We start from the raw sequence: 25343 nt of genomic DNA, 5'->3' as shown, positions 1-25343 counted from the left end.
CCACCGCCCCGGTACGGCGAGCTCAGCAGATCCGCGGCAACTGCTCCCCGATCGGCAGATCGACCACCCGGGTCCCTCCGAACCTCGTGCGGGACACCACCATGCCCGGGTGCTCCGTCACACACTCACCGATGGCCACCGCTCCGGCGCCCAGCGGGTGCGCGCGCATCGCGGCCAGCACGGCCTCCGCATGCTGACGGGGTACGAAGGCGACCAGCCGGCCCTCGTTGGCCACGTACAAGGGGTCGAGCCCGAGGAACCCACAGGCGTTGGCCACCGGTTCGGGCACCGGCAGGGCGTGTTCGGTGATGACCACTCCGGTGCCGGAAGCCGATGCGATCTCGTTGAGCGTGGTCGCCACACCCCCGCGGGTGGGATCCCGGAGCACATGCAGATCAGCGGTGACGCCGAGCATGGTCTCCACCAGCCCGCCGAGGGGGGCCGTGTCACTCGAGATGTCGACGCCGAACTCGATGCCCTCGCGCACGCTCATGATGGCGACGCCGTGCATACCGATCGGACCGCTCACGATGACGACGTCGCCGGGAGTAGCCCGCTGCGGGCGGATGTCCACACCGTCGGGGATCAGGCCGATACCCGAGGTGTTGATGTACACCCCGTCACCGTGTCCGGCGTCGACGACCTTGGTGTCGCCGGTGGCCACCGTGACGCCGGCCATTTCGGCGGCCGCGCCGACCGCCTGCGCGACCCGTCCCACGGTCGACAGGTCGGTGCCCTCCTCCAGGATGAAGGCGCACGACAGGTAGGCCGCCCGGGCGCCGCTCATGGCCAGGTCGTTGACCGTGCCGTTGACGGCCAGATCACCGATACTGCCGCCCGGGAAGAACAGCGGCCGCACCACGTAGGAGTCGGTGGAGAAGGCGAGCCGGGCGCCTCCCAGGTTCAGTGCAGCCGAGTCGGCGAGACCGCCCATGATCTCGTTGCCGTAAGCGGGGGCGAACAGATGGTCGACGAGCTCCGCGGAGAGCGCGCCACCACCCCCGTGCCCCATGACGACGACCGGCTGGTCGCGGAGCGGCGCGGGACAGGTCCAGCCGGACAGGTCGAGGGTCGTGTCAGACAACCGGGGTCGCCTCCTCAGGGGTACGGGCGGCTGCCGCCGGCTCCAGACGGCGGTAGAGGTAGTACGCGGCGCAGGCGCCCTCGCTGGAGACCATGGTGGCGCCGAGCGGGGTGCGGGGGGTGCACGTGGTGCCGAACGCGGCGCACTCGCGCGGCTTGATCAGCCCCTGCAGGACATCACCGCTGCGGCAGAGCGGGGACTCCTCGGTGCTGATGTCCATGACCTGGAAGCGGTACTCGGCGTCGAACTCCCGGTACGCCTCCGACAGCCGCCAGCCACTGTCCGGGATGATGCCGATCCCGCGCCACGCCCGGTCGGTGGTCTCGAACACCTCGGCGAGCATGCGCAGTGCTGCGGGGTTGCCCTCGTCGCGGACCGCGCGGGGGTAGGCGTTGTCGACCCGGTGCTCGCCGCGTTCCAGTTGATGGACCGTACGACGGATGCCTTCCAGGATGTCGAGCGGTTCGAAGCCGGTGACCACGATGGGCACCTTGTGCCGTTCGGCCAGTTCCGGGTACTCGGCCAGGCCCATCACGCTGCAGACGTGTCCCGCGGCCAGAAAGGCCTGCACCCGGCAGTCGGGGGAGGTCATGATCGCCTCGATCGCGGGTGGTACGCGCACATGGGAGACGAGCAGGCTGAAGTTGCGCAGACCTCGCTGCCGTGCCTGGTGGACGGCCATCACGTTGGCCGGAGCGGTGGTCTCGAAACCGATGCCGAAGAAGACGACCTGACGCTCCGGGTTCTGTCGGGCGATCTCCACCGCGTCCAGCGGCGAGTACACCACGCGCACGTCGCCGCCCGCGCTCTTGACCCGGAACAGGTCGCGGTCGGTACCGGGCACCCGCAGCATGTCGCCGAACGAGCAGAAGATGACGTCCGGCAGCGATGCGATGGCCAGTGCCTTGTCGATCATCTCCAGCGGGGTGACACAGACCGGGCAGCCGGGGCCGTGAATCAGTTCCACCCCCTCGGGCAGCAACTGATCGATGCCGTGGCGGATGATCGAGTGGGTCTGCCCGCCGCAGACCTCCATCATGGCCCACGGCCGCGTCACCGTGGCGTGGATGTCGTCCAGCAACCGCTGGGCGAGCGCCGGGTCGTTGAACTCCTCGATGTACTTCACCTAGGCCTCCTCGGAGACGACGTGCGGCTGTGATGAGACCGAGGCGGGCACCGCGGTACCGGCCTCCGCCGCGGCGCGTTGCCAGGGGTCACCGAACTCCTCGTCGAGTGCGCCGATCTGCGCGAAGAGTTCGAGGGTGGCGAGCGCCGACTTCTCGTCGAGTCGCTGCAGCGCGAAACCGACGTGGACAATCGCGTAATCACCCACCTCGATGTCCGGGAGGTAGGCCAGGCACACCTCCTTGACGGCGCCGCCGAAGTCGACCTGAGCCATACGGGTACCGTCGCGTTCCTCAACGGCGACCACTTTGCCGGGCACTGCCAGGCACATGGGCACCTCCTCTTCCCTGGGTGGATTCCACCGGGCCGGTCCGGAGCGGGCCGACCTGGTTCTGCAGCCGGGCGGCGACCAGGAGCTGACCGAGGGCCAGGCCTCCGTCCCCGCACGGCACGATCCGGTGACGCAGCACGGTGAACCCTTCGGCGCCCAGCTGCCGCGTGCACGCCTCGTCGAGCAGGGCGTTGGTGAACACCCCGCCCGTCAGGGCCACCGTGCTCACCCCTGTCCGGTGCCGGGCGGCCCGGCAGGCCGCTGTCACGGCGCCGGCCACGGCGTGGTGGAACCGGGCGGCGATCACTGCCGGTTCGGTCCCGGCGCGCAGATCGGCGACCACGGCACGCAGCACCGGCGCGGGATCCAGCAGGCCGTCAGGGTCCCCGAAGGTGTAACCGCTGCCGCAGCCGGCCATCGCGGGCGCCGCGCACGCCTCGAGTTCGACAGCCGCCTGCGCCTCGTAACCGACCCGATGACAGATGCCGAGCAGTGACGAGACGGCGTCGAACAACCGGCCCATGCTGGACGTCGGCACACAGGCCACGTTCCGGCTCAACTGCTGGTCCAGTACCCGTAGCTCAGCAGGTGGGCAACTGGCCACACACGGCAGGTCCGGGTCCCACTCGATGCCGGCGGAGCGCAGGTGCGACAGCGCCATCCGGCAGGGGTTTCGTACGGCGGCGTCGCCTCCGGGCAGCGGTACGTAGGCCAGGTGGGCCAGGCGCTGGTATCCGTCGTAATCGGCGAGCATCACCTCGCCGCCCCACACGGCGGAGTCGTCCCCGTAGCCGGTGCCGTCGAAGGCGACCCCGATGACGGGCGTGCTCCCGTCCAGACCGGCTTCCCCCATGGCGGAGGCGATGTGCGCGTGGTGGTGCTGGACCAGTCGCAACGGCCGGCCACCGGCCTGCCGTTCGGCCCATCGGGTGGAACGGTAGGCGGGATGCCGGTCGGCGGCCAGCAGGCCGGGGCGCACCCCGGTGAGGCTGGTGAGATGGGCGAGGGCGTGGTCGAAGGCTTGTCCGGTGGCGAGGTGGTCCAGGTCACCGATGTGCTGCGACAGCCACGCCGACCGTCCCCGGGCCAGGCAGAACGTGTTCTTCAGGTCACCCCCGACGGCGAGGGTGTCCGGAACGTCGAACGGCAGGGTGACCGCTTCCGGAACGTAACCGCGGGAGCGGCGCAGCGGCAGGCTGTCGCCGCCCGGCCGCACCCGGATCACCGAGTCGTCGCAGGGCACCCGGATCTCCCGGTCGTGCCACAACCAGGCGTCGGCGATGCCGTCCAGCCGGGTACGGGCGTCGGCGTCGTCGATGGCGATGGGTTCGCCGGAGCGGTTGCCGCTGGTCATCACCAGCACCCGGGGGCCGGGCGGATCACCGGGCAGCCCCAACAGCAGCCGGTGCAACGGTGTGGACGGCAGCATGACCCCGATGTCCGGGCTGCCGGGACACACGCCTGCGGCCAGGACCGGCCCACCGGACGGCGCATCACGCAGGGAGTGCGCGGCGCGCCGCAGCAGCACGATCGGGCGACGGCCGCTTTCGAGCAGTCGGCGTTCGGCCGCGCCGGCCGGGGCGATGGCGACGGCGGTGGATACGTCGGGTGCCATCACGGCGAACGGCTTGCTGCCGCGCTCCTTGCGTTCCCGCAGTCTCCTGACCGCTTCGCCGTTCTCCGCGTCGCAGGCCAGGTGGTAGCCGCCGACGCCCTTGACGGCGACCACCGCGCCGGCGGTGAGGAGCCGACGGGCCTCCGCCAGAGCGGCGTCATCGCCGTCGGGTGGGGTCGGCCGGTCGGACGTGAGTCGGAGGCGCGGGCCGCACCGGCGGCAGGACACCGGCTGGGCATGGAAGCGGCGGTCGTTCGGATCGGTGTACTCACCGGCGCACCGCTCGCACAGGGGGAAGTCCGCCAGCGTGGTGGTCGCCCGGTCGTAGGGCAGGCCGGTGACGATCGTGAAGCGGGGGCCGCAGTGCGTGCAGGTGATGAACGGATGGCGGTACCGGTGGTCCCCGGGGTCGCCGAGTTCGTCGAGACATGCGGCGCACTGCGCGGTGTCCGGTGGCAGCAGGGTGTGCCCCGGTCCCTGTTCGGACGGCCGAATGGCGAAGCCGGTGACTCCGAGGGGCGTCAGGTCCAGCCGGGACACCGAGGAGACCGTAGCCAGTGGCGGGGCCTCGCTGCGCAGCCGCTCGCAGAAGGCACCCACCGGGCCGACCGGGCCCTCGATCTCCGCGACCACGCCGGCGGGCGTGTTGGTGACGTATCCGGCGAGGCGCAGCTCACCGGCCAGTCCGTGAACAAAAGGGCGGAAACCGACGCCTTGGACGATGCCGCTCACCGTGAGCCGGGCCCGGACGGTGTCAGGTACGCCGGGTGCAACGACGGTGCTCTGCTGCGGCTGCTCCGTGACCTGCGGACGCACCGTCACGGCCCGACGCTCAGAGTCGTGTGACGGTGACCGCCCTCCTGGCCATGGCCGTGCCCGCCGTCGTCACCGTGGTCGTGACCGTGTTCGCTCATGTGCCGGTCGGCGAGCAACGGCTGGTGCGCCGCCGCCCCGCGACGCACCGCCATGACCCGGTCCACCAGCGCGTCGACACCGTCACCGGTACGGGCCGAGGTCGGCAGGACCTCGACACCGGGGTTCACGGCCGCCACATGGGCGCGGAACTCGTCGTCAGCGAAGGCTGCCGCGCCCGCCATGTCCGTCTTGGTGAGGACGACCAGGTTCGCCAGGCCGAACGCCGTCGGGTATTTGAGCGGCTTGTCCTCGCCCTCGGTCACCGACATCATCGCCACTCGCAGGCTTTCGCCGAGATCGTAGGAGGCCGGGCAGACGAGGTTCCCGACGTTCTCCACGAAGAGCACCTCGGTACCGTCAGGCAGCCATCCGTCGATCTGCGCCCGGAGCTGGTCGCACTCCAGGTGGCACAGTCCGCCGGTGAGGATCTGCTTGACGGGCGCGCCGGACCGGGCGAGGCGCCGGGCGTCGTTCTCGGTGGCCAGGTCGGCCGTCAGCGCCGCGACGCCGATCCCGCGCTCGGCAGCCCGTGCCAGTACCCGTTCCAACAAGGCGGTCTTGCCGCTGCCGGGACTCGACAACAGGTTGACCAGGATGGTCCCGCGGGCCGTCAATTCGGCGCGCAGCGTCGCCGCCAGGGTGTCGTTCTTGGCCAGCACCGCCTGCCGTACGTCCACCACTCGGCACATCATCCGGCTGTCTCCTCGAACTCGATAGCGGTGATTTCCAGCTCCCGGCCGCTCAGCAGACCGGATGCGGGCCGGTCGCACGCCGGGCACCAGAGGAACGGGGGAGTGCCGACCGCGAAGTCGGCGCCGCACGGCTCGCACCGGGCGAGGGCGGCCACGTCCTCGACGAGCAGCCGTGCCGTGCCGGCCACCGTTCCCTCCCGGGCGACCTCGAAGGAGAACAGCAGAGCGTCCGCTACGACACCCGCCATTTCGCCGACCCGTACCCGCACCGCGGAAACGGCCGGAACGCCGTGTTGACGGGCCACCTCTTCGGCCCGTTCGACGATCGCGGTGGCGATCGACAGTTCGTGCATGCCGCTCCCGTCCACGGTGTGAGGCCGGGCGACGCCACGGCGTTGTCCTGCCGGCCGTCACTGTAGGAAGGTCGCCGCCCCGACTCCGGCAGCCGGTCTCCGTGCGCGCCGGTGTTCCTCCGTTCGGCGCAAACCGGCGGCGGTTCACGGGCGGGCCGCGGTCGGATCCGCTCGCGCCGGGTGACGATCGGCGTGCTGGGAGCGCCGGTGGGATCGCGTGCGACGTGGGACGGATCCGGCGCCGTGCGGCCGACCGTCCGCCGCAGTCCGATCGCCTGGAGGTTGTGGTGCGCATCCTGCTCATCGCGAGCGCGTTCAACAGTCTGACGCAGCGGGTTCGCGCAGAACTCGGCGACGACGGCCACAGCATGGCCGTCGTCCTCGCCGCCGACGACGCCTCGGTGCGGACCGCCGTTCAACGCCACGCACCACAGTTGATCATCGCGCCGATGCTCCGGACGGCGCTCCCCGAGGACATCTGGTCCCAGCACGTGTGCCTGATCGTGCATCCGGGCCCGCCCGGTGACCGGGGCCCCTCCTCGCTGGACCGCGCGGTGCAGGACGGCGAGAGCCGGTGGGGTGTGACGGTGCTGCAGGCGGACGCCGAGATGGACGCGGGCGACATCTGGGCCTGGGAGCCGTGCGCGCTGCCGCCGGTCGCCAAGAGCGACCTGTACCGCGGGGAGGTCGCGGACGCGGCACTCACGGCGGTACGGGTCGCGGTCGAGCGGTACGCCTCCGGCACCTACCTGCCGATGTCGCAGCGCGGCATGACGGCACGGTCCCGGCCGTTCCTGCGACAGCCCGAGCGCCGCATCGACTGGACGTCCTGGCCGACCGAGTCGGTCCTGCGCTCGCTGCGTGCGGCCGACTCGCAGCCCGGGGTCCTCGACGAACTGCTGGGTGTCGAATGCTTCCTGCACGGCGGTCATCCCGAGGACCGGCTGCGCGGCGAGCCGGGGAGCATCCTGGCGACGCGGGACGAGGCGATCTGCCGGGCCACTGTCGACGGCGCCGTCTGGATTCCGCAGGCGCGACTGCGCCGTACGCCCGGCGGGCCGCCCACCATCAAACTGCCGGCCGGGTCGGCGCTCGGCGACCGGCTGACCGGAGTACCGGAGATGCCCGCGCCGCTGGAACTGCCGAAGAGCCGTCGCACCTGGCGCGACATCCGCTACCACGAGCGGTCCGACGTGGGGTTCCTGCGCTTCTCCTTCCCCGGCGGCGCGATGAGCACCTCGCAGTGCCGCCGCCTCCTCGCCGCCTTCCGGTTCGCCTGCACCAGGCCGACCCGCGTGGTGGTCCTGGGCGGCGAACGCGACTTCTTCTCCAACGGGATCCACCTGAACGTCATCGAGGCCGCGGCCGACCCCGCCGCCGAGTCATGGGCCAATATCCAGGCCATGGACGACCTCGTCGAGGCGGTCCTGACCACGACCGACCGGCTGGTCGTCGCGGCCCTGGCCGGGAATGCCGCGGCCGGCGGGGCGATGCTGGCGCTCGCCGCCGACGAGGTGTGGTGCAGGGCGGGCACCGTACTGAACCCGCACTACCGCCTCATGGGCCTGTTCGGCTCGGAGTTCTGGACGTACACCCTGCCCCGGCGGGTGGGCGCGGAGGTGGCCGCTGCGCTGCAGCGCGATGCCGCTCCGATGAGCGCCTCCGCAGCACAGGACCTCGGCCTGGCCGACCGGGTGATGGCCGGCTCACCGCGGGAGTTCACCGATGAGGTGGCCCGGCTGGCCACCGGCCTCGCCGGCACATCAGCCACCGACCGGCGGATCACGGACAAGAAGGCGGCCCGGGAGCGAGACGAGGCCGTCCGGCCGCTCTCGGTGTACCGGGACGAGGAACTGGCCAGGATGCGCCGGACGTTCTTCTCGCCCGATGAGCCGTATCACGCGCTCCGTGCCGCGTTCGTACACAAGCAGCCGGCGCCCATGCGGTCCGCCGAGCCGGGTGACGCATGACAGCGGCCCGACCCGTCACGGACGCCGAGCGGCCGGGCCCGCGCATCCTGATCGCCGGCATCGGCAACATCTTCCTGGCCGACGACGCCTTCGGCCCCGAGGTCATCACCGCCATGAGCGGCCGCCCGGTGCCGGACGGGGTGCATGTGGCGGATTTCGGCATCCGCGGCATGGACCTGGCCTACCGGCTGCTGGACGGCTACGACGTGGCGGTACTGGTCGACGCGGCACCGCGCGGCGAGGAGCCGGGCACCTTGTACGTCATCGAACCCGACCTCGAGGACGGTGACCCCCGGCAGGTCCCCGAAGCGCACGGAATGGACCCGGTCAAGGTGCTCGCGCTCGCCCGCACTCTGAGCGACGCGGACCAGGCGCGGCTTCCCCGTGTGCTGGTCCTCGGCTGTGAGCCGCTGGTCCGCATGCGAGGCGACGAACCCGAGGTCGCAGCGGGCCTCAGCGCCCCGGTACGCACCGCGGTCGGTGAAGCCGTGCGTCTCCTGGACTCCTTGACCGCCGACCTGCTGCGCGATCCGAAGGCCGCCGAAATGACACCGACCGCCCTCCGCACCCGCAGGACCGACTCGAAGGACGCCGCTGTCTCATGAGTGAGCGAACGCTGCAAGACGTCTTCGTCACCTATCTCCGGGACGCCCACGCACTGGAGCGTCTCATCGACACGGCGCTGGGCGCCCTCATCCGTACGACCGACGCACCCGAGCTGCGCATCCCGCTCGAACACCACCGTTCGATGACACGAGAACATCTGAACGCCCTGACCGACCGGCTGCACGCGCACGAGGCGCGGCCGTCGGCCGTCAAGGACACCGGTCTCGCACTGGCGGCGTTCGGCGAGGGGCTGCTCGCGAAGGCCAGGAGGGACCACGCGGGCAAGAACGCCCGCGATGCCTACGTGCTCATCCACCTGGCCATCGCCGGTTACGAGATGCTGGGCCACCTGGCCGACCGCATGCACGACGACACCACGGCCCGGCTCATCAGGCATCACCTGGACGAGGAACGAGCCACCGCAGCGACGATCGACGCCCAGTGGGACGTCCTGCTCGACCTGTCCCTGCGCCATGCCGGCGTACCCACCGCGCCCGCCATGGCCGGTGACGGCGTTCGCTGAGGTCAGCCGGCATCCACCTGCACCCAGTCCAGAGTGCGCTCCACCGCCCGCTGCCAGCCTTGGTAGCCCTCCTGGCGCTGGTCCTCGCTCCACTGCGGCTCCCACCGTTTCGACTCCTGCCAGTGGGAGCGCAGTTCGTCGGTGTCCCGCCAGAAGCCGGTGGCGAGGCCGGCCGCGTAGGCGGCGCCGAGCGCCGTGGTCTCGGCGACCACCGGACGGCTGACCGGCACGCCGAGCACATCCGCCTGGATCTGCATGCACAGGTCGTTGGCGGTCACACCGCCGTCCACCTTGAGCACGTCGAGGTGCACACCCGAGTCCTGCTCCATCGCGTCGACCACGTCGCGGCTCTGATAGCAGATGGCCTCAAGGGTGGCGCGCGCGATGTGCGCGTTGGTGTTGTAGCGGGCCAGCCCGACCATCGCGCCGCGGGCGTCCGAGCGCCAGTACGGGGCGAACAGCCCGGAGAAGGCGGGTACGAAGTACATCCCGCCGTTGTCCGCCACCGACCGGGCCAGTGGCTCGCTATCCGGGGCGCTGCCGATGATCTTCAGCTGGTCGCGCAGCCACTGCACGGCGGCACCGGTGACGGCGATGGAGCCCTCCAGCGCGTAGATCGCCGGGCTGTCGCCGAACTGGTACGCCACCGTGGTCAGCAGCCCGTGCTGCGAACGCACCAGCTCGGTACCGGTGTTGAGGACGAGGAAATTGCCGGTGCCATAGGTGTTCTTGGCTTCACCGGGTGCGAAACAGACCTGGCCGACCGTGGCCGCCTGCTGGTCACCGAGGACACCGGCGATCGGGATGGCCGCGTTCAGCGGCCGGGAGGTGCGGGTGGACCCGTACGCCTCCGCGTGGGAGGAGGGGTGAATGCTGGGCAGCATCGCCCGCGGGATGTCGAAGATGCCCAGCAACTCGTCGTCCCAGTCCAGCGTCTCCAGGTTCATCAGCATGGTGCGGCTGGCGTTGGTGACGTCGGTGGCGTGCACCCCGCCGTTCGGTCCGCCGGTGAGGTTCCACAGCACCCACGCGTCCGTGTTGCCGAACAGGGCGTGGCCCGCTTCGGCCGCCGCCCGCAGCCCGTCCACGTTCTCCAGCAGCCACTTGATCTTGCCGCCGGAGAAGTAGGTGGCCGGAGGCAGACCCGCCTTGCGCCGGATGACGTCTCCGTGGCCATCGCGTTCCAGTGCGGCGGCGATGCTGTCCGTGCGGGTGTCCTGCCAGACGATGGCGTTGTAGTACGGGTGTCCGGTGCGCGGGTCCCAGACGACCGTGGTCTCCCGCTGGTTGGTGATGCCGATGGCCTTCAGGTCCGAGGCGCTGAGGCCACCGGCCCGGACGGCGTTCTGGATCACCGTGCTGGTGCGCTCCCAGATCTCCACGGGGTCGTGTTCGACCCACCCCGAACGGGGGAGGATCTGGTTGTGTTCGAGCTGGTGCCGGGCCACTTCGTTGCCGGCGTGGTCGAAGATCATGAAGCGCGTGCTGGTGGTCCCTTGGTCCACAGCACCGACGAATTCGGGCATCGCTGCCGCCCCTTCTCCTGGTTCTACACGTCCGCGAACGGACCGGCTCACCGGGATGGTGGCGGCTTGACGGCCGCCACGGCACGTTCCGGTTCGGGCGATGCTGATGCCGCCCTCACCACCATCTGTGCGGGGCGGACGGATCGCCTGCGGAGGGCGGCCATTCGGGGCGGCCCCGGGCCCGTCGGCGCACGCCGACGGGCCCGGTAATCGTCAGCGCTGGGTCGTCTGTTCCTCCGAGACGTGGCCCTCCTGCTCCGGGCCGAACCGGGCCTTGACCAAGGGGGAGATCAGCAGGTCGTAGACCGCCATGCCGATCACTCCGCCGATGAGCGGGCCGACGATGGGGATCCACCAGTAGCCGCTGAACCACTGATATGTCCCGGGCAGTGCGATCTTCCCCCAGCCCTCGAAGAACGTGAACAGTCGCGGCCCGAAGTCGCGGGCGGGGTTGATCGCGTACCCCGCGTTCGTGCCGAAGGCCAGCCCGATCACCACGACGACGAGGCCGATGATGAAGGGGGCGAGATTCGACAGCACTGCTGTGTTCCGGGTGTCGGTGACCGCGCAGATCAGCAGCAGCAGAACGCCGGTGCCGACGATCTGGTCGAGCAGCGGGCCCCACCACGAATTCCCGAAGTATTCGGCGGGGAAGGTGGCGAAAATGGAATAGGTGGAAAGCGACTTGTCCCGGGACAGACCCGCCTTGTGATCGAAGAAGTCGATCGCCCACCGGTACGACGCGTACACCAGCGCGGCAGCCACGAAGGCACCCACGAGCTGGGCGAACCAGTAGGGGATGACCTTCCGCCAGGCCAGGGTGCGTCGGACCGCGAAAGCGAGCGTCACCGCCGGGTTGAGGTGCGCGCCGGTCACACCTCCGGCCACGTACACACCGAAGGTGACACCGAAGCCCCAGCCCCAGGCGATGATGAGCCAGTCGGCGGCCCCGAAGGGGGCTGCTTGGCGGCCCGATCCGGGGAGCCCGGCAACAGCGACGGCCACCGAACCGACGCCCAACAGAATAAGAACGAAGGTTCCCAGGAATTCGGCGATCATTTCGCCGCCGATACCCTCCCGATAACCTCGTCGACGTGTCGCACGGTCTGCCACGGTCATCGTCTCCTTTGGTCCGGTTGAAACAGGCCCCGCCCCTTATCCGAAACCTAGGCAGGGAGCAGGCGGTGCGGGCGCTGCTGACGGCGAGTCCCCGACTTTGCCCTCCGATGGAGTACCGACGGACAAGGTCACCCGGCCACACCGACGCCCATCGGCCGGCCCGAAGACGAGGTCGGCGAAGGCGATGGCACACAATGCGACGAAACTCAACAGTTGGTCACATGGCGGCTCGCCGGCGTCGGTGCCGTGCCCTGCCCATCGCATGAGGGGGAGTCAGCCACTTCTGTCGCTCCACCGCCCGCTGCGGCGGCGTATCGCGACTACCTCCGTCCCACCCCTTGTGCTGCCTCTCGGGCGCCCTTAGTGTTCGACTTCGCTCGAATCTGTTGGGTGTTGATTCCTCAGGCAGTGTGGAGGCCGCAGTGCAAGGTAGTCGGAATCGGGACAGTTCGGGGGGCGCGAGACCCGCCCGCCGTCGACGGTGGTGGGCGATCCTCGCGACAGCCCTGACCCTCGCCCTCTTCGCGGGCCTGACCGCGCCCGCCGTGGCAGAGAGCACCGGGAGGCAGACGCCCGCTACCGCACCGGCCGTCAGCTCTCAGGCGCACAAGGTGAGTTTCGACGGCTACTCGTTCCTCGTCGACGGCAAGCGCACCTACCTCTGGTCCGGGGAGTTCCACTATTTCCGGCTTCCCAGTCCCGACCTGTGGCGCGACATCTTCCAGAAGATGAAGGCAGCCGGTTTCAATGCCACCTCCCTGTATTTCGACTGGGGATACCACTCGCCGAAACCTGGCGTGTACGACTTCAGCGGAGTGCGCGACGTCGACAAGCTGCTCGACATGGCCGAGGAAGCCGGTCTCTACGTGATCGCGCGCCCGGCGCCCTACATCAACGCGGAGGTCGACGGCGGTGGCCTGCCCGGATGGATGACCACCAAGGCCGGGAAGAACCGCAGCAACGACCCGAAGTTCCTGAAGTACGCCGACGAGTGGCTGACGCAGATCGACCGGATCATCGCCCGGCATCAGCTGACCGACGGCACCGGGTCGGTGATCGCCTATCAGGTGGAGAACGAGTACTACGACGGCTCGACGGCGGCCCGCGCCTATATGCGGCATCTGGAGGACAAGGCCCGTGCGGACGGCATCACGGTCCCGCTGACCGGTAACAACAACGGCACCTTCAACTCCGGCGACGGCGCCCTCGACGTGGACGGCCCGGACTCCTACCCCCAGGGATTCAACTGCTCGAACCCCGCCAAGTGGAACGGCGTCCCGAACATCGGCTACGACCACCCGGCCGGGAAGCCGCTGTACTCTCCGGAGTTCCAAGGCGGCGCCTTCGACCCCTGGGGCGGCCCCGGCTATGACAAGTGCGCCCAGTTGATCAACGATCAGTTCGCAAACGTGTTCTACAAGCAGAACATAGCCGTCGGGGCGACCGCGCAGAGCTTCTACATGACCTACGGCGGCACCAACTGGGGCTGGCTGGGCATGCCGGAGAACTACACGTCCTACGACTACGGCGCGGCGATTCGCGAGAACCGCCAGCTGGACCCGAAGTACTACGAGGACAAGCTGATCGGGTACTTCACACAGGCGGTCACGCCGTTGACCAAGACGGACGCGATCAAGGCGGCGCGGCCGGATGACGCGGCGGTCGTCGACACGGCCCGGATGAACCCGGACACCAAGACCCAGTTCCATGTCCTGCGGCACGGCGACTCCACCTCCACGGCGGTCGACAAGACCCACATCTCGCTGGACTTCAACGCTCAGCCGTCCGCGGACACCAGCTACACCTGGGACGACACCGACTCCGCGCTGCAGTACACCGGGTCGTGGTCGCATGTGGCGAACGAGAGCTACACCGGCGGCGACTACAAGAAGACCGAGTCGTTCTCCAACAAGGCCGGTGACTCGGTCACCGTCCCGTTCGACGGCACCGCCGTTCGCTGGATCGGGCCCAAGACCAACAACCACGGGTACGCCGATGTCTATCTCGACGGCACCAAGGCGGCGACGGTCGATGACTCCGGCAGCGAAGACCAGGCGGTGATCTTCCAGAAGACAGGTCTGTCACCCGGAGCGCACACGTTGAAGATCGTCGTCGGTGGCACCCACAGCTCGGCGTCGTCGGACAACTTCGTGTCCATCGACGCGATCGACGTGCCCACGGACGCGGCCTCTAAGCCGACCTACCCGGTCGTGCCGCAACAGCCGGGCACCGCGATCACGCTCGATGGCCGCGACTCGCACGTGATCGTGGCGAACTACCGGGTCGGGGACTCGCAGTTGCAGTACTCGACGTCGGAGATCATGACCGACGCGACCATCGGCAACCGGGACGTCGCGGTCCTCTACGGCGATCCCGGCAGCGACGGCGAGACCGTCCTGCACTACTCCTCCAAGCCCACCGTGACCAGCAGCGGCGGCCCGGTCACGACCACCTGGGACGAGGACAGTGGTGACCTGCGGCTGAACTACACGCACAAGGGCCTGATCCGCGTCAGCATCAACGGCGGCGGATCGCGCCCGCTGATGCTGCTCGTCGGCGACAAGGCGACGGCGGAGACCTTCTGGCGCCAGGACACGGCGACCGGCCCGGTTCTCGTACGCGGCAGCCACCTGCTGCGGACGGCGACCAGCCTGGACGACGGCCACACCGTGGCGCTCACCGGCGACAACGCCGATGACAAGAACTTCGAGGTGTTCACCTCCGCCGAGCACGTCACCTGGAACGGCGACGCGCTGGGTTCCCGGGCCGTCGAGACCAGCGGCCTCACCGGGACCATCCCGGTCGCGGCCCCGATCCACCTGCCGGCGCTGACGAACTGGAAGCGTGCCGAGGAATCACCCGAAGCGGCCTCCGGTTTCGACGACTCCGCCTGGCAGGTGGCCGACAAGACCACGACCAACAGCGTGTCCGGCATCAACTCGCTGCCGGTGCTCTACGCCGACGACTACGGATTCCACACCGGCAACACCTGGTACCGCGGCCGCTTCCGCGCCACCGGCAAGGAGAAGGGCATCCACCTGGTGTCGGACTCCGGCGGCAAGGCGCAGGCGTTCTCCGCCTGGCTCAACGGCACCTTCCTCGGCAGCTCCACCACCGGCAGTGCCGACTTCACCTTCCCGGCCGATGCGGTCAAATCGGACGGTGACAACGTCATCTCCGTACTGACCGTGAACATGGGGCATGAAGAGGACTACAACTCGACCAACGGCAACAAGACCGCGCGCGGCCTGACCAGCGCTTCCCTGGTCGGGGCGCCGCTGACCCCCGTCACCTGGCGGCTGCAGGGCGTGCGTGGTGGCGAGGATCTGCTGGACACGGCGCGCGGCGCGCTGTCGACGGGCGGGCTGTACGGCGAGCGGGCCGGCTGGTCCCTGCCGGGCTACCCGGACGCCAAGTGGAGCACCACGTCCCTGCCCACGAGCGACACCCGCCCCGGGGTCTCCTGGTATCGCACCGACGTGAGGCTGAAACTGCCGCAGGGCCAGGACACCTCGCTCGGGTTGACGTTCACGGACGACCCGGCGCGCAAATACCGTGCCACGATCTTCGTGAACGGCTGGCAGGTCGGCAACTACGTCAACTACCTCGGGCCGCAGCACACCTTCCCGGTACCGAACGGGATCCTGAATCCGGACGGCCACAACACCATCGCCATCGCCGTGTGGAACCTGGACGGCAGCACCGGCGGGCTCGGAAAGGTGTCGCTCACCAACTACGGCAGCTACTCGTCCTCCCTTCGGGTCGCGCAGAACGACAGCCCCGGCTACCGGAGGGCGACCTATGCGATGCCGAAGCGGCCAGGGGTGGATGTGGCTCTGGACGTGCCGAACGCCGCTGAATCGGGACAGTCCTTCACGGCCGAGGCAACGGTGCGCGTCCCGGCGGGAAGCCCGGCGGCCGCCCGGCTGACCGGGTCGCTCGCGCTGCCCGACGGCTGGAGCGCGAGCGAGCCGAGCCCCGCGTCGGTGAAACTGCTGCCGCCCGGCGGCTCGGCCACCTTCAGCTGGAAGGTACAGCCGCCGGCCGGCACGCTGCCCTCCGCCTCGGCCCTCACCGCCACGGTGCACTACGTGCAGCGAGGCCGGCCGGCCGCCGCCGGTGACGAGCGCATCGTGGCCGGGATCCCGCCGGCCCCGCCGGCCGGGAAGGACGCCGTGAGCGATCTGCCGTTCCTGTCCTCCACCAACGGATGGGGCCCGGTGGAGCGCGACAGCAGCGTCGGCGAGCAGGCGGCCGGGGACGGCCGTCCCCTCACCATCGCCGGCGTCGGCTACCCGAAGGGTCTCGGCACCAACGCGGTCAGCGACGTCGAGCTCTACCTGGCAGGGAAGTGCTCGCGGCTCACTGCGGACGTCGGAGTCGACGACGAGACCCGTGGTGCGGGGACGGTCACGTTCTCGGTGATCGCCGACGGCAAAACCCTGGTCACCACCGACCCGGTCCGGGGCAAGCAGTCCGCGGTGCCGATCGATGTCGATCTTACCGGGGTGCAGGTGGTCGACCTCAAGGTGGGCGACGCCGGTGACGGCAACGGCAGCGACCACGGCGACTGGGCGGCACCGACGCTGACCTGCGGCTAGGTCCTGTCCGGAGCCGTTCCGGGACCGACCCGGCGAAGCCTCCGTCCCGGAAGGGGCGGAGGCTTCGCCGTTGCCTGGGGTGGCCGGGCGCCGACAGCTTCGTAGTGCGGCGTCAGGCGCAGGACGGGCACAGTCCGCGGTAGGTGACCTCGACCCCGGACACGGCGAAGCCGAAGCGTTCCTCCGTCGGCAGGTCGGCCAGCGGATTACCCGCCGGGTGGACATCTCGGATGGTGCCGCAGCCGGAGCACACCAGGTGCTGGTGCGGGTGGTGGGCGTTGGGGTCGTAGCGCTTGGCACGGCCGTCGGTGGAGACTTCCGTGATCTCCCCGAGGCTGACCAGCTCGCCCAGGGCGTTGTAGACGGTCGCCCGCGAGATCTCCGGCAGCCGCTCTGCCGCGCGGGCGAGCACCTCGTCGGCGGTGAGGTGCACGTGATCGCCGTCGAAGACCTCCGCAACGACCCGCCGCTGTGAGGTCATCCGCCAGCCACGTCCTCGCAGTCGCTCCAGCAGGTCACTCACATCGGTTCACCCGTTCAGGTTCGGTGGGGGATCGCACAGGGGATTGGCCTACTTCTTGACTTGGACTGTGTCCATCGTAGGATCGGTTACGGCAATAGCCAAGGGACGGGAAGATTCCAGTACGGCAGGAGACACAGACGTGACGGGACCACCGCCGAGCTGCGCGGTGTCGGCCTACAGGTGACGGCCGCCCTTGAGCAGGGCGCGGTCGGGCACGCCGTCCCGGACGTGCCCCCGCAGTTCCACCGCCCGCAGTTCCACAGCACCGTGATTCGCCCAGTCCGGAAGGATTCCCATGTCCGAGAACCACGACGCAATCGTCACAGACGCGAAGACGGAGGGCACAAGCGGCTGCCCGGTTGCGCACGTGCGCGCCCAGCACCCGACTCAGGGCGGCGGTAACCGCCAGTGGTGGCCGGACCGGCTCAACCTGAAGGTCCTGGCCAAGAACCCCGCCGTGGCGAACCCCCTCGGCGAGGACTTCGACTACGCCGAGGCGTTCAAGTCCCTCGACCTGCCCGCGGTCAAGCGGGACATCGCCGAGGTGCTCACCACCTCGCAGGACTGGTGGCCCGCCGACTTCGGCAACTACGGGCCGCTCATCGTCCGGATGGCCTGGCACAGCGCGGGCACCTACCGCGTCAGCGACGGCCGCGGCGGAGCCGGCGCCGGCCAGCAGCGGTTCGCGCCGCTCAACAGCTGGCCCGACAATGGCAACCTCGACAAGGCACGGCGCCTGCTGTGGCCGGTCAAGAAGAAGTACGGCCAGAACATCTCGTGGGCCGACCTGCTGATCCTCGCCGGCAACGTCGCCCTGGAGGAGATGGGCTTCACCACCTTCGGCTTCGCCGGTGGCCGTGCGGACGTCTGGGAGCCCGAGGAGGACGTCTACTGGGGCCCGGAGTCCACCTGGCTCGGCGATGACCGCTACACCGGTGACCGCGAGCTGGAAAACCCGCTCGGCGCGGTCCAGATGGGTCTCATCTACGTCAACCCGGAGGGCCCGAACGGCAACCCGGACCCGATCGCCTCGGCCCGCGACATCCGTGAGACGTTCCGCCGGATGGCGATGAACGACGAGGAGACCGTCGCCCTGATCGCCGGCGGCCACACCTTCGGCAAGACCCACGGCGCGGGCCCCGCGGACCACGTGGGCGCCGACCCCGAGGCGGCCGGCATGGAGGAGATGGGCCTCGGCTGGCGCAGCACCTTCAACTCGGGCAAGGGCGGCGACGCGATCACCAGCGGCGTCGAGGTCACCTGGACGCCCACCCCGACGAAGTGGGACAACACCTTCTGGGAGACCCTCTTCGGCTACGAGTGGGAGCTGACCGAGAGCCCCGCCGGAGCCAAGCAGTGGACGGCCAAGGACGGCGCCGGCGCGGGCACCATCCCCGACGCCCACGACCCGTCGAAGAGCCAGGCCCCGACCATGCTGACGACCGACCTCGCGCTGCGCATGGACCCGGTCTACGAGCCGATCTCGCGGCGCTTCTTCGAGAACCCCGACCAGTTCGCCGACGCCTTCGCCCGCGCCTGGTTCAAGCTGACCCACCGTGACATGGGCCCCATCTCCCGCTACCTCGGCCCGGAGGTCCCGTCCGAGACGCTGGTGTGGCAGGACCCGGTCCCGGCGGTGACGCACGAGCTCGTCGACGCCCAGGACATCGCGTCGCTCAAGGCCCGGATCCTCGACTCGGGGCTGTCCGTGGCCCAGCTGGTGTCCACCGCGTGGGCTTCGGCCGCGTCCTTCCGCGGTAGCGACAAGCGCGGCGGTGCCAACGGTGCCCGGGTCCGCCTCGAGCCGCAGCGCGACTGGAAGGTCAATGACCCCGAGGTGCTGACGACCGTGCTGACCGCCCTCGAGGGCGTGCAGAAGTCGTTCAACGCCGAGCAGACCGGCGGCAAGCAGATCTCGCTCGCCGACCTGATCGTGCTGGCCGGCTGCGCGGCGGTCGAGCAGGCGGCCAAGGATGCCGGTCTCGCGGTGCAGGTGCCCTTCACCCCGGGCCGCACGGACGCCTCGCAGGAGCAGACCGACGTCGAGTCGTTCGCCGAGATGGAGCCGGCCTCCGACGGGTTCCGCAACTACCTGGGCAAGGGCAGCCGGCTGCCTGCCGAGTACCTGCTGATCGACCGGGCCAACCTCCTCACGCTGAGCGCGCCGGAGATGACCGTGCTCCTCGGCGGTCTCCGCGTCCTCGGCGCGAACCACGGGCAGTCGTCGCTGGGCGTCCTCACCGAGACCCCCGGATCCCTGACGAACGACTTCTTCGTCAACCTGCTCGACATGGCCACGACGTGGAAGCCGGCGTCCGAGGACAGCACCACGTTCGAGGGCCGCGACGCGGCCACCGGCGAGGTCAAGTGGACCGGTACCCGCGCCGACCTCGTCTTCGGCTCGAACTCCGAGCTGCGGGCGCTGGCCGAGGTCTACGCGAGCGACGACGCGAAGGAGAAGTTCGTGAAGGACTTCGTCGCGGCGTGGGACAAGGTGATGAACCTCGACCGGTTCGAGGTCGCCTGATCACGACCTCCTGATCACGACCTCCTGATCACGGCATCCTGGTCACAGCGTCCAGGCCGGCCCGCGCGGGCCGGCCTGGACGTGTGTCCGTGCCGGACGGGCCTCGCCGCCTGGACCCGAGAGTGACGGTTGCGTCCGGTCTATGGTGGTGTGATGCGAATTGCCCCCCGGTGGACCTTGCTCTCTTCCGGGTGCGCCCCTGTGCTGCTGGTCGGTGCCTGGACGATTGCGCAACTGCGGCAAGGTCCGAAGTACGACCCCGAGAAGCAGACCATCAGCGTGCTGGCATCCTACGGAGCCAGCAGCTATTGGCTGATGACGGCGATACTGATCGGGCTGGGGACCTGCTACGTGGCCACGGCACACGGGCTGCGGGCGGCGGCATTCGCCGGGCGTGCGGCCCTGGCCGGTGGCGGACTGGCTGCACTGGCGCTGACGCTGGTGCCTGCGCCGAGTAGCGGCGGGGCGCTGAAACACGGGGCCGTGGCCGGCGTCGGCTTCGTACTGTTGGCGCTGTGGCCCCTGCTGGCTGCCGACCGCAGGGGGCGAGCAGTGCCGTGGGGGTTGCGGTTCGGCGTGTCGCTCACGGCGAGCGCGCTGATGTGCGCGAGCGCGATGTGGTTCGTCCTGGAACTGCAGACCGGCAGGGCGCCCGGCGTTGCCGAGCGTGCGCTGACTTTCGTCCAGGCGCTGTGGCCCTTCTTGGTCGTCATCTCCTGTCAGCGTCACACGGACTGACGCAAAGGCACCATGAGGCTGTGGTCCGCGCCACCGCTGGGGCCGGCATCAGCGCGGTGGCCTCACCCGGCTCCCGTAGTGGTCAGCCACCACCTTGGCCACGGTTCCTCCCGCGATCAGTGCCCTTCGACTCATACGACCCATATGTACCCCGGCTCGCCAAGTGACCGCTGTCCCGGAGCGCCATTCATCCGCAGGCCGGGAGCGACGTCAAGAGCTGACAACGGCCGGGCCCGCCGGGATTCCCGGGCGGCCCTCCGCCCACGAGCTGGTGGAGGCCGCGGACGGGGGCGCCCACGCCACTGTGTACCGTCGGCTGTCTCCCTTGTTCGGGACGTAACACCACTCGCAGCCGCCGTTCTCGCACCCGCCCACGTTCGATACCCCGCTTTCTGCCCAGCCCTTGGAGTGCACGTTGAGGACGACATTCCGTTCTCGTATGACCGCCCGGATCGGGCGCGCCTATCTGTCCAGGATCCAGCAGCGCGGGCTCGGGCCCTCCACCATCAGGCTGTTGCCACCAGATCTGCTGATGCTGATGCGCCGAGACGGCACGGATCCGGTGGACAGGCTGGCCAAGGTGCAGGCGAAGACGCCGGTGTCCAAGGTCTCGCTGCCGTTCGGCATGGACGCCTGGATAGTCACCGGTTATGAGGAGTCGAAAGCCGTCCTGGGCGCGGCCGACGCCTTCAGTACCGACTTCGCCCATCTCGCTGCGAACGCCGGAGTGACGGCGGAACAGACCCCCGGCGGGCTAGGGTTCAGTGATCCTCCGGTACACACCCGGCTGCGACGGATCCTTACCCCCGAGTTCACGATGCGCCGGCTGAGGCGACTGACTCCCAGAATCGACGCCATCGTGGAGGAGCGCCTGGACGCGATGGAGGTCCTGACGGGCCCCGTCGACCTGGTGCAGGAATTCGCGTTGCCCGTCCCGTCCCTGACGATCTGTGAACTGCTCGGCGTGCCCTACGAGGACCGTCACGACTTCCAGCGGCTGGCCATGGACCGCTTCGACCTCGCCGCCGGATCGACCGCCCCCTTCGGGGCCATGTCCGCGTCGCTCGGCTACTTCCGGGATGTCGTCAAGAAGCAGCGGGCGGAGCCGGGCGACGGTCTGCTCGGCATGATCGTGCGCGAGCATGGCAACAGTGTCGACGACGAGGAACTCGCCGGCCTCGCCGACGGCGTGCTCACCGGCGGGTTCGAGACGACCGCGAGCACACTCGCCCTCGGCTCACTCGTACTCCTGCGGGACCAGGACCTCTTCGAGCGAATACGGACCGACAGCGCGATGACTGCGCCGTTCGTCGAGGAGGCGCTGCGTTACCTCACCGCGGTGCAGATCGCCTTCCCCCGTTTCGCCCGCCAGGACATCGAGGTGGCCGGGCAGGTCGTCCGCCGTGGTGACATGGTCCTCTGCTCCCTGAGCGGCGCGAACCGCGACCCGTCGTACAGCGCGGCCGGCGGCCGCTTCGACCCGCACCGCGACACTACGGGGCATCTCGCCTTCGGTTACGGAATTCACCGCTGCATCGGCGCCGAACTGGCGCGTATGGAACTCCGCGCGGCCTATCCGGCCCTGCTGCGCAGGTTCCCTCAGATGCGCTTGGCGACCCCTCCCCAGGATCTGGCCTTCCGCAAGCTGTCGATCGTGTACGGCATCGAAACACTCCCGGTGTACCTGCGCTGAGCGTATGGCGGTCAGTCGGCAAGGCGGACCGGCATCAGCATCGAGAACGGTTTGCGCACAGGGCGACCGTGCCGTCGTCGGCCACCCTGAGCACACTGAGGTCGTACGACAGCCCATCCTGCTCGCGCACCTCGCCGGCGCGGACCGGGCCGGTCTCCAGCGACTGCCGGAAGGCCGGTACATCGACCAGGGTCCGGCGCCCGGATGGCAGATTGACGAGTCGGCGGTAGTCGGGGAAGTCGTAGGCGAGACACCGCCCGTCCGCCTGACGCCCTGCGGTTTCCAGGGTCACCCGAATGCAGTTGTCGCAGGACGTGGGGGTTGGGTCGTGCCGGCCCGGGCCCCGGACGGCTTTTCCGAAGTGTCGGAGAGAGCCGTCCGGTCCCGGTGCGGGCACGCGGGTGACAGACGGGCCTCTGTTCAGGAGGAGGAGACCGAGAACGAGTTCGTGTTGAAGTTCAGCCCGCCGGAGGAGGATGTGATCTCGTAGCCGAACTGGACTTCGGCGAGGGTGACGTCGCCGAGCCAGTGCTTGCTGTTCTTGAGCCAGTTCATGACGGCCAGAACGTCGACGGTCGAGGAGTTGGTGTTGGAGGTGCGGACGAAGGAGAAGACGGCGTTGCTGCCGTTGCTTCCCTTGTAGACCGTCCATGTGCTGCCGCCGACCGAGACGTTGCCCTGGGAGGTACCGAGCGGGCCGACAGCGCCGGTCTTGTTCATCCAGAGCATGATCTCGTAGGCGTGGTTGGTGTCCCAGATGTCATACGTGGTCTCGTACGCGCCGCTGGAGGGCACGCTGACGTTGAAACTGGACTTGACCGAGCGCAGGGCGCTGAGCTTCTTGCCCACGTAACGGGTGGCATTGGGATACGACTTGATACCGCCGGTGTTGGGGTGGTTCGCCCACACACCCCAGTTGCTGTACGAGTTGGCCCAGATCGTCTGCGGACCGGCGCCGCCGCCCCAGACGTCGTTGTAGAGCGTGTAGCCGCCGTTGGACCACGTGCCGTACTGAGCGCTGGACGCCCAAGTCGCGGCGTACGCCGGTGCCGCGGTCAGCCCGATCGCTGCGGTCGCGGAGGCGATGAGGCCGAGAAGGATCGCTCGAGGCTTTCTGCGGAGAGTTGCGCGCATGGGGGGCTCCATTTCGTTGCCGTGACTACTGCGGTGGGCGAATCCCGGCATGGCGGGACCGTCCGACCGCCTCTCTGTCGAAGCGCTTCGATGCCGATGACAAGTAGGCCGGGCGCTCGTAGTCGGGTGATGGGCCCGACGATGGCAGTCGAATTATCGAAGCGCAACACCTGCTACGGAGAAATTTTCCGTGCGAGCCGGCAGCCCCCGATCGCTTGCCGTACGCCGCATCTCCGCGCCAATGCCGAGACCGTCTGCCCGTTCGGTGCAGCAGGGCAACGCATTCGCCCGCACGCGTAAACCCTGCGGACACGTCGGCGCCTTGCGACGCACCGCACCAGACGCCCCGGGCTGATCCGACAAGACCGACTGGACAGGACCCGGGGGAGACAGCACACCCCTCAGTCCGTCGTGGCCGCTGCATACGGGGGCGTGGTCCGTGCCGCGTGGCCAGTTAGGGTGGGTCGGGATCCCACCCGACCGTGCCGGAGCAGACCATGGCAAGCGTGTCCAACCCCGAGGAACCCTCGTCAGGCGACGACGCCGTGTCGGCGTGGTTGATGCGCCGGGCCAGTCAGCCGCAGCAGGGACTGGCGGAGATATTGGTCGCCGACTACACGCTCCCCGATCGCGCATGGTTGCCGTCGGGGGCGGTCGTGGCCCTGCTCGGCGAGTTCGGGATGACCAGCGGCGCAGCCCGCACGACCCTCAGCAGGTTGGCGCGTCGGGGTGTGCTCGAGAGTCGTCGGCAGGGACGGAACAGTTCGTACCGGCTGACGCAGCGGCATGCTGGCTATTTGTTGGACGGTGGTGGCTCGATCGCCGCGTTCACCACGAATAGCGACTCCTGGGACGGATGGTGGACTCTCATCGCCTTCTCGGTTCCGGAACACGAAAGCACACGGCGGCGCGCCCTGCGAACTGCGTTGAGATCATGGGGATACGCACCGCTGTACGACGCCGTTTGGGCGTCGCCGCGCCCCCTGGCGCCCGATGTGCGGAGTGGCCTGGCTGACTTGGCGTTGGGGTCGATGAGCGTGTTCCGTGCCCAACAGGTACAACTCGAGTCGGAAGTCAACCGTGACCCCGTCCAAGCGTGGGACCTCGCTGGCATCGCCGAACAGTACGAGGCCTTCATAGTGCGGTATGGCAGCCTGTTGCCCGCAATCACCGCCGGTAGCATCACCGGAGCCGCAGCGGTCCGTGCGCGCACCGAGGTGATCAACACCTTCCGTCATTTCCCAGCGCTGGACCCCGTACTTCCCCTCGAGCTCCTGCCGCAAGGATGGCCGCGGGCGCGGGCGCGGGCGGTATGTGTCGCGGTGTACGACGGGCTGGCCCAATCGGCCCAGGATCATGTCCGCGCCGTAGTCGCCCACTTCTCAGACAGGCAGCATCCCGACGTAAGGGCCCACACGATTGCCAGCATGAGTGCCGGGATGAGTCACACCTGACCATCGGTCGGCGCCCACCGCCAGATGCCGGGATGCCGTCCACCGGATCGAGACCGGCCTCGCCGAACAGTCCGTTTGTGCCTGCGTCATATTGGTCGCCGGGACCGACGGATGCGGGTCGTCGCGGCGGTCGCCTTGCACCGCCGAGCGCCTTCTCAGAGCCACGGCGCCGCGCCCCCTGAGGTTCGGCCCGACCGCGACGCTCAGGGGCGCTGCCTCCGGATCGGCGGCCTGCTGTTCTCGCTTCCGTCACCGAACCGACCGACGGTCAGCGGATGAGCGTCATCGCCGGTGCACCGGGGGAAGGGCGCTGAGCCTGTACGCGGTTCGCCTCCCGGGGACTTCTGAGGATTGCGCTTTTTTGGCGCTAACAGTTGACAGTTCACTGTCCGGTCAGGAAGCTGCGTGATGCGCCTCACTCCGGTGTGAGATATTCCCGGGCCGCTCCCTGACGCCGATTGTGATCGTTCACTTGAGTCGTCGGGGGGCTTCTCGCAGGGTGTGGCGCGCGATTCGGGCGCGCTGCGGACCGGTCGAGCCCTTCGTGGCACGGCTCGGGAATCTGGGCGCCCAGCACCTCGGCGCACCACCCCGACTGTCCGCGTGCACCATCGCACATGAAGGGCCTCACCCCAGCCTGAACGTCGCGGCCGCGCCCCGTGGCAGCACCGCTATCGCTGCTGGACCCAGCGCCCTGCCGTTGGCTGTCGGGGATCGGCGGGACTGTAAAACGTTCGGTGTAACTCCCGATCATGGAAGATGCATCGATGACCAGTGACAACGTGACTGAGGTCGAATCCGTCGAGCCGTCTGA

The 25343-nt window shown here is 69.2% G+C and carries 19 protein-coding genes and 1 pseudogene; 8 read left to right on the top strand and 12 right to left on the bottom strand.

Going from position 1 to position 25343, the window contains the following annotated elements:
- Window positions 1-22: 22 nt before the first annotated feature.
- From hypE to hypA, 6 genes are all read right to left on the bottom strand, one after another.
- Window positions 23-1084 carry a hydrogenase expression/formation protein HypE gene (gene hypE / locus AB0M87_RS30465; protein ID WP_365858682.1) on the bottom strand — a complete coding sequence of 354 codons (1062 nt, stop codon included), beginning with the start codon at window positions 1082-1084 and terminating at the stop codon, window positions 23-25.
- On the bottom strand, window positions 1077-2210 hold the full coding sequence (gene hypD / locus AB0M87_RS30460) for a hydrogenase formation protein HypD (RefSeq protein ID WP_365858680.1): 1134 nt from the start codon (window positions 2208-2210) through the stop codon (window positions 1077-1079). Before hypD ends, hypE begins: the two co-directional genes overlap by 8 nt.
- Window positions 2211-2540 carry a HypC/HybG/HupF family hydrogenase formation chaperone gene (locus tag AB0M87_RS30455; RefSeq protein WP_365858678.1) on the bottom strand — a complete coding sequence of 110 codons (330 nt, stop codon included), beginning with the start codon at window positions 2538-2540 and terminating at the stop codon, window positions 2211-2213. It abuts the gene before it with no gap.
- Window positions 2503-4887 carry a carbamoyltransferase HypF gene (gene hypF, locus AB0M87_RS30450; protein ID WP_365858785.1) on the bottom strand — a complete coding sequence of 795 codons (2385 nt, stop codon included), beginning with the start codon at window positions 4885-4887 and terminating at the stop codon, window positions 2503-2505. The genes AB0M87_RS30455 and hypF overlap by 38 nt, the downstream gene beginning before the upstream one ends.
- Window positions 4888-4973: 86 nt before the next feature.
- Complete coding sequence (hypB, locus tag AB0M87_RS30445) at window positions 4974-5759, bottom strand: hydrogenase nickel incorporation protein HypB (protein ID WP_365858783.1); 786 nt, start codon at window positions 5757-5759, stop codon at window positions 4974-4976.
- Window positions 5759-6115, bottom strand: a complete 357-nt coding sequence (gene hypA, locus AB0M87_RS30440) for a hydrogenase maturation nickel metallochaperone HypA (RefSeq protein ID WP_365858676.1) — start codon at window positions 6113-6115, stop codon at window positions 5759-5761. The genes hypB and hypA overlap by 1 nt, the downstream gene beginning before the upstream one ends.
- 287 nt (window positions 6116-6402) lie before the next feature.
- Between hypA and AB0M87_RS30435 the strand changes: the two genes are divergently transcribed.
- From AB0M87_RS30435 to AB0M87_RS30425, 3 genes are read left to right on the top strand one after another with little or no spacing between them, the layout of a single operon-like run.
- Window positions 6403-8085: a hydrogenase maturation protein gene (locus AB0M87_RS30435; protein WP_365858674.1), complete on the top strand. Its 1683-nt coding sequence runs from the start codon at window positions 6403-6405 to the stop codon at window positions 8083-8085.
- Window positions 8082-8690, top strand: a complete 609-nt coding sequence (locus AB0M87_RS30430) for a hydrogenase maturation protease (protein ID WP_365858672.1) — start codon at window positions 8082-8084, stop codon at window positions 8688-8690. Before AB0M87_RS30435 ends, AB0M87_RS30430 begins: the two co-directional genes overlap by 4 nt.
- The gene (locus AB0M87_RS30425; RefSeq protein ID WP_365858670.1) at window positions 8687-9214 is read left to right on the top strand and encodes a DUF892 family protein; all 528 of its coding nucleotides are present in this window, start codon (window positions 8687-8689) and stop codon (window positions 9212-9214) included. Before AB0M87_RS30430 ends, AB0M87_RS30425 begins: the two co-directional genes overlap by 4 nt.
- 2 nt (window positions 9215-9216) lie before the next feature.
- On the opposite strand, the gene glpK is transcribed toward AB0M87_RS30425, so the two are convergent.
- A complete protein-coding gene (glpK, locus tag AB0M87_RS30420; RefSeq protein WP_365858668.1) occupies window positions 9217-10740 on the bottom strand; it encodes a glycerol kinase GlpK in 1524 nt (507 codons plus the stop codon).
- A gap of 213 nt (window positions 10741-10953) precedes the next feature.
- Window positions 10954-11799: an MIP/aquaporin family protein gene (locus tag AB0M87_RS30415; RefSeq protein WP_365858666.1), complete on the bottom strand. Its 846-nt coding sequence runs from the start codon at window positions 11797-11799 to the stop codon at window positions 10954-10956.
- 482 nt (window positions 11800-12281) lie between these two features.
- Between AB0M87_RS30415 and AB0M87_RS30410 the strand changes: the two genes are divergently transcribed.
- The gene (locus tag AB0M87_RS30410) at window positions 12282-16460 is read left to right on the top strand and encodes a beta-galactosidase (RefSeq protein ID WP_365858664.1); all 4179 of its coding nucleotides are present in this window, start codon (window positions 12282-12284) and stop codon (window positions 16458-16460) included.
- A 112-nt stretch (window positions 16461-16572) separates the two neighbouring features.
- On the opposite strand, the gene AB0M87_RS30405 is transcribed toward AB0M87_RS30410, so the two are convergent.
- Together AB0M87_RS30405 and AB0M87_RS30400 are read right to left on the bottom strand one after the other, a co-directional pair.
- A complete protein-coding gene (locus AB0M87_RS30405) occupies window positions 16573-16983 on the bottom strand; it encodes a Fur family transcriptional regulator (protein ID WP_365858662.1) in 411 nt (136 codons plus the stop codon).
- 174 nt (window positions 16984-17157) lie between these two features.
- Window positions 17158-17280: a hypothetical protein gene (locus tag AB0M87_RS30400; RefSeq protein WP_365858660.1), complete on the bottom strand. Its 123-nt coding sequence runs from the start codon at window positions 17278-17280 to the stop codon at window positions 17158-17160.
- Between AB0M87_RS30400 and katG the strand changes: the two genes are divergently transcribed.
- From katG to AB0M87_RS30385, 3 genes are all read left to right on the top strand, one after another.
- A complete protein-coding gene (gene katG / locus AB0M87_RS30395; RefSeq protein WP_365858658.1) occupies window positions 17279-19510 on the top strand; it encodes a catalase/peroxidase HPI in 2232 nt (743 codons plus the stop codon). The genes AB0M87_RS30400 and katG overlap by 2 nt on opposite strands.
- 153 nt (window positions 19511-19663) lie before the next feature.
- A complete protein-coding gene (locus AB0M87_RS30390) occupies window positions 19664-20248 on the top strand; it encodes a DUF998 domain-containing protein (RefSeq protein WP_365858656.1) in 585 nt (194 codons plus the stop codon).
- Between the two features lie 439 nt (window positions 20249-20687).
- Window positions 20688-21941, top strand: coding sequence for a cytochrome P450 (locus AB0M87_RS30385; RefSeq protein WP_365858654.1), 1254 nt, complete (start codon window positions 20688-20690; stop codon window positions 21939-21941).
- A gap of 49 nt (window positions 21942-21990) precedes the next feature.
- Here the strand turns inward: AB0M87_RS30385 and AB0M87_RS30380 are convergent.
- A pseudogene (locus tag AB0M87_RS30380) lies at window positions 21991-22236 on the bottom strand (DNA polymerase III subunit beta); the annotation flags it as partial.
- Between the two features lie 125 nt (window positions 22237-22361).
- The gene (locus tag AB0M87_RS30375) at window positions 22362-23075 is read right to left on the bottom strand and encodes a hypothetical protein (protein WP_365858651.1); all 714 of its coding nucleotides are present in this window, start codon (window positions 23073-23075) and stop codon (window positions 22362-22364) included.
- A gap of 497 nt (window positions 23076-23572) precedes the next feature.
- Between AB0M87_RS30375 and AB0M87_RS30370 the strand changes: the two genes are divergently transcribed.
- Complete coding sequence (locus AB0M87_RS30370; RefSeq protein ID WP_365858781.1) at window positions 23573-24529, top strand: PaaX family transcriptional regulator C-terminal domain-containing protein; 957 nt, start codon at window positions 23573-23575, stop codon at window positions 24527-24529.
- Window positions 24530-25343: the final 814 nt, after the last annotated feature.

This window comes from Streptomyces sp. NPDC051320 (assembly GCF_040682175.1).
In the GTDB taxonomy this organism is placed as follows: Bacteria; Actinomycetota; Actinomycetes; order Streptomycetales; family Streptomycetaceae; genus Streptomyces.
This window is presented reverse-complemented; position numbering and strand designations above follow the sequence as displayed.

What these genes read in the sequence shown, in the direction of transcription:
- AB0M87_RS30385 (WP_365858654.1), top strand. Translation starts at nt 20,688, where the DNA reads ATGACCGCCCGGATCGGGCGCGCCTATCTGTCCAGGATCCAGCAGCGC.
- hypA (WP_365858676.1), bottom strand. Translation starts at nt 6,115, where the DNA reads ATGCACGAACTGTCGATCGCCACCGCGATCGTCGAACGGGCCGAAGAG.
- katG (WP_365858658.1), top strand. Translation starts at nt 17,279, where the DNA reads ATGTCCGAGAACCACGACGCAATCGTCACAGACGCGAAGACGGAGGGC.
- AB0M87_RS30455 (WP_365858678.1), bottom strand. Translation starts at nt 2,540, where the DNA reads ATGTGCCTGGCAGTGCCCGGCAAAGTGGTCGCCGTTGAGGAACGCGAC.
- AB0M87_RS30415 (WP_365858666.1), bottom strand. Translation starts at nt 11,799, where the DNA reads ATGATCGCCGAATTCCTGGGAACCTTCGTTCTTATTCTGTTGGGCGTC.
- AB0M87_RS30400 (WP_365858660.1), bottom strand. Translation starts at nt 17,280, where the DNA reads ATGGGAATCCTTCCGGACTGGGCGAATCACGGTGCTGTGGAACTGCGG.
- hypB (WP_365858783.1), bottom strand. Translation starts at nt 5,759, where the DNA reads ATGTGCCGAGTGGTGGACGTACGGCAGGCGGTGCTGGCCAAGAACGAC.
- AB0M87_RS30375 (WP_365858651.1), bottom strand. Translation starts at nt 23,075, where the DNA reads ATGCGCGCAACTCTCCGCAGAAAGCCTCGAGCGATCCTTCTCGGCCTC.
- AB0M87_RS30390 (WP_365858656.1), top strand. Translation starts at nt 19,664, where the DNA reads ATGCGAATTGCCCCCCGGTGGACCTTGCTCTCTTCCGGGTGCGCCCCT.
- glpK (WP_365858668.1), bottom strand. Translation starts at nt 10,740, where the DNA reads ATGCCCGAATTCGTCGGTGCTGTGGACCAAGGGACCACCAGCACGCGC.
- AB0M87_RS30430 (WP_365858672.1), top strand. Translation starts at nt 8,082, where the DNA reads ATGACAGCGGCCCGACCCGTCACGGACGCCGAGCGGCCGGGCCCGCGC.
- AB0M87_RS30425 (WP_365858670.1), top strand. Translation starts at nt 8,687, where the DNA reads ATGAGTGAGCGAACGCTGCAAGACGTCTTCGTCACCTATCTCCGGGAC.
- AB0M87_RS30370 (WP_365858781.1), top strand. Translation starts at nt 23,573, where the DNA reads ATGGCAAGCGTGTCCAACCCCGAGGAACCCTCGTCAGGCGACGACGCC.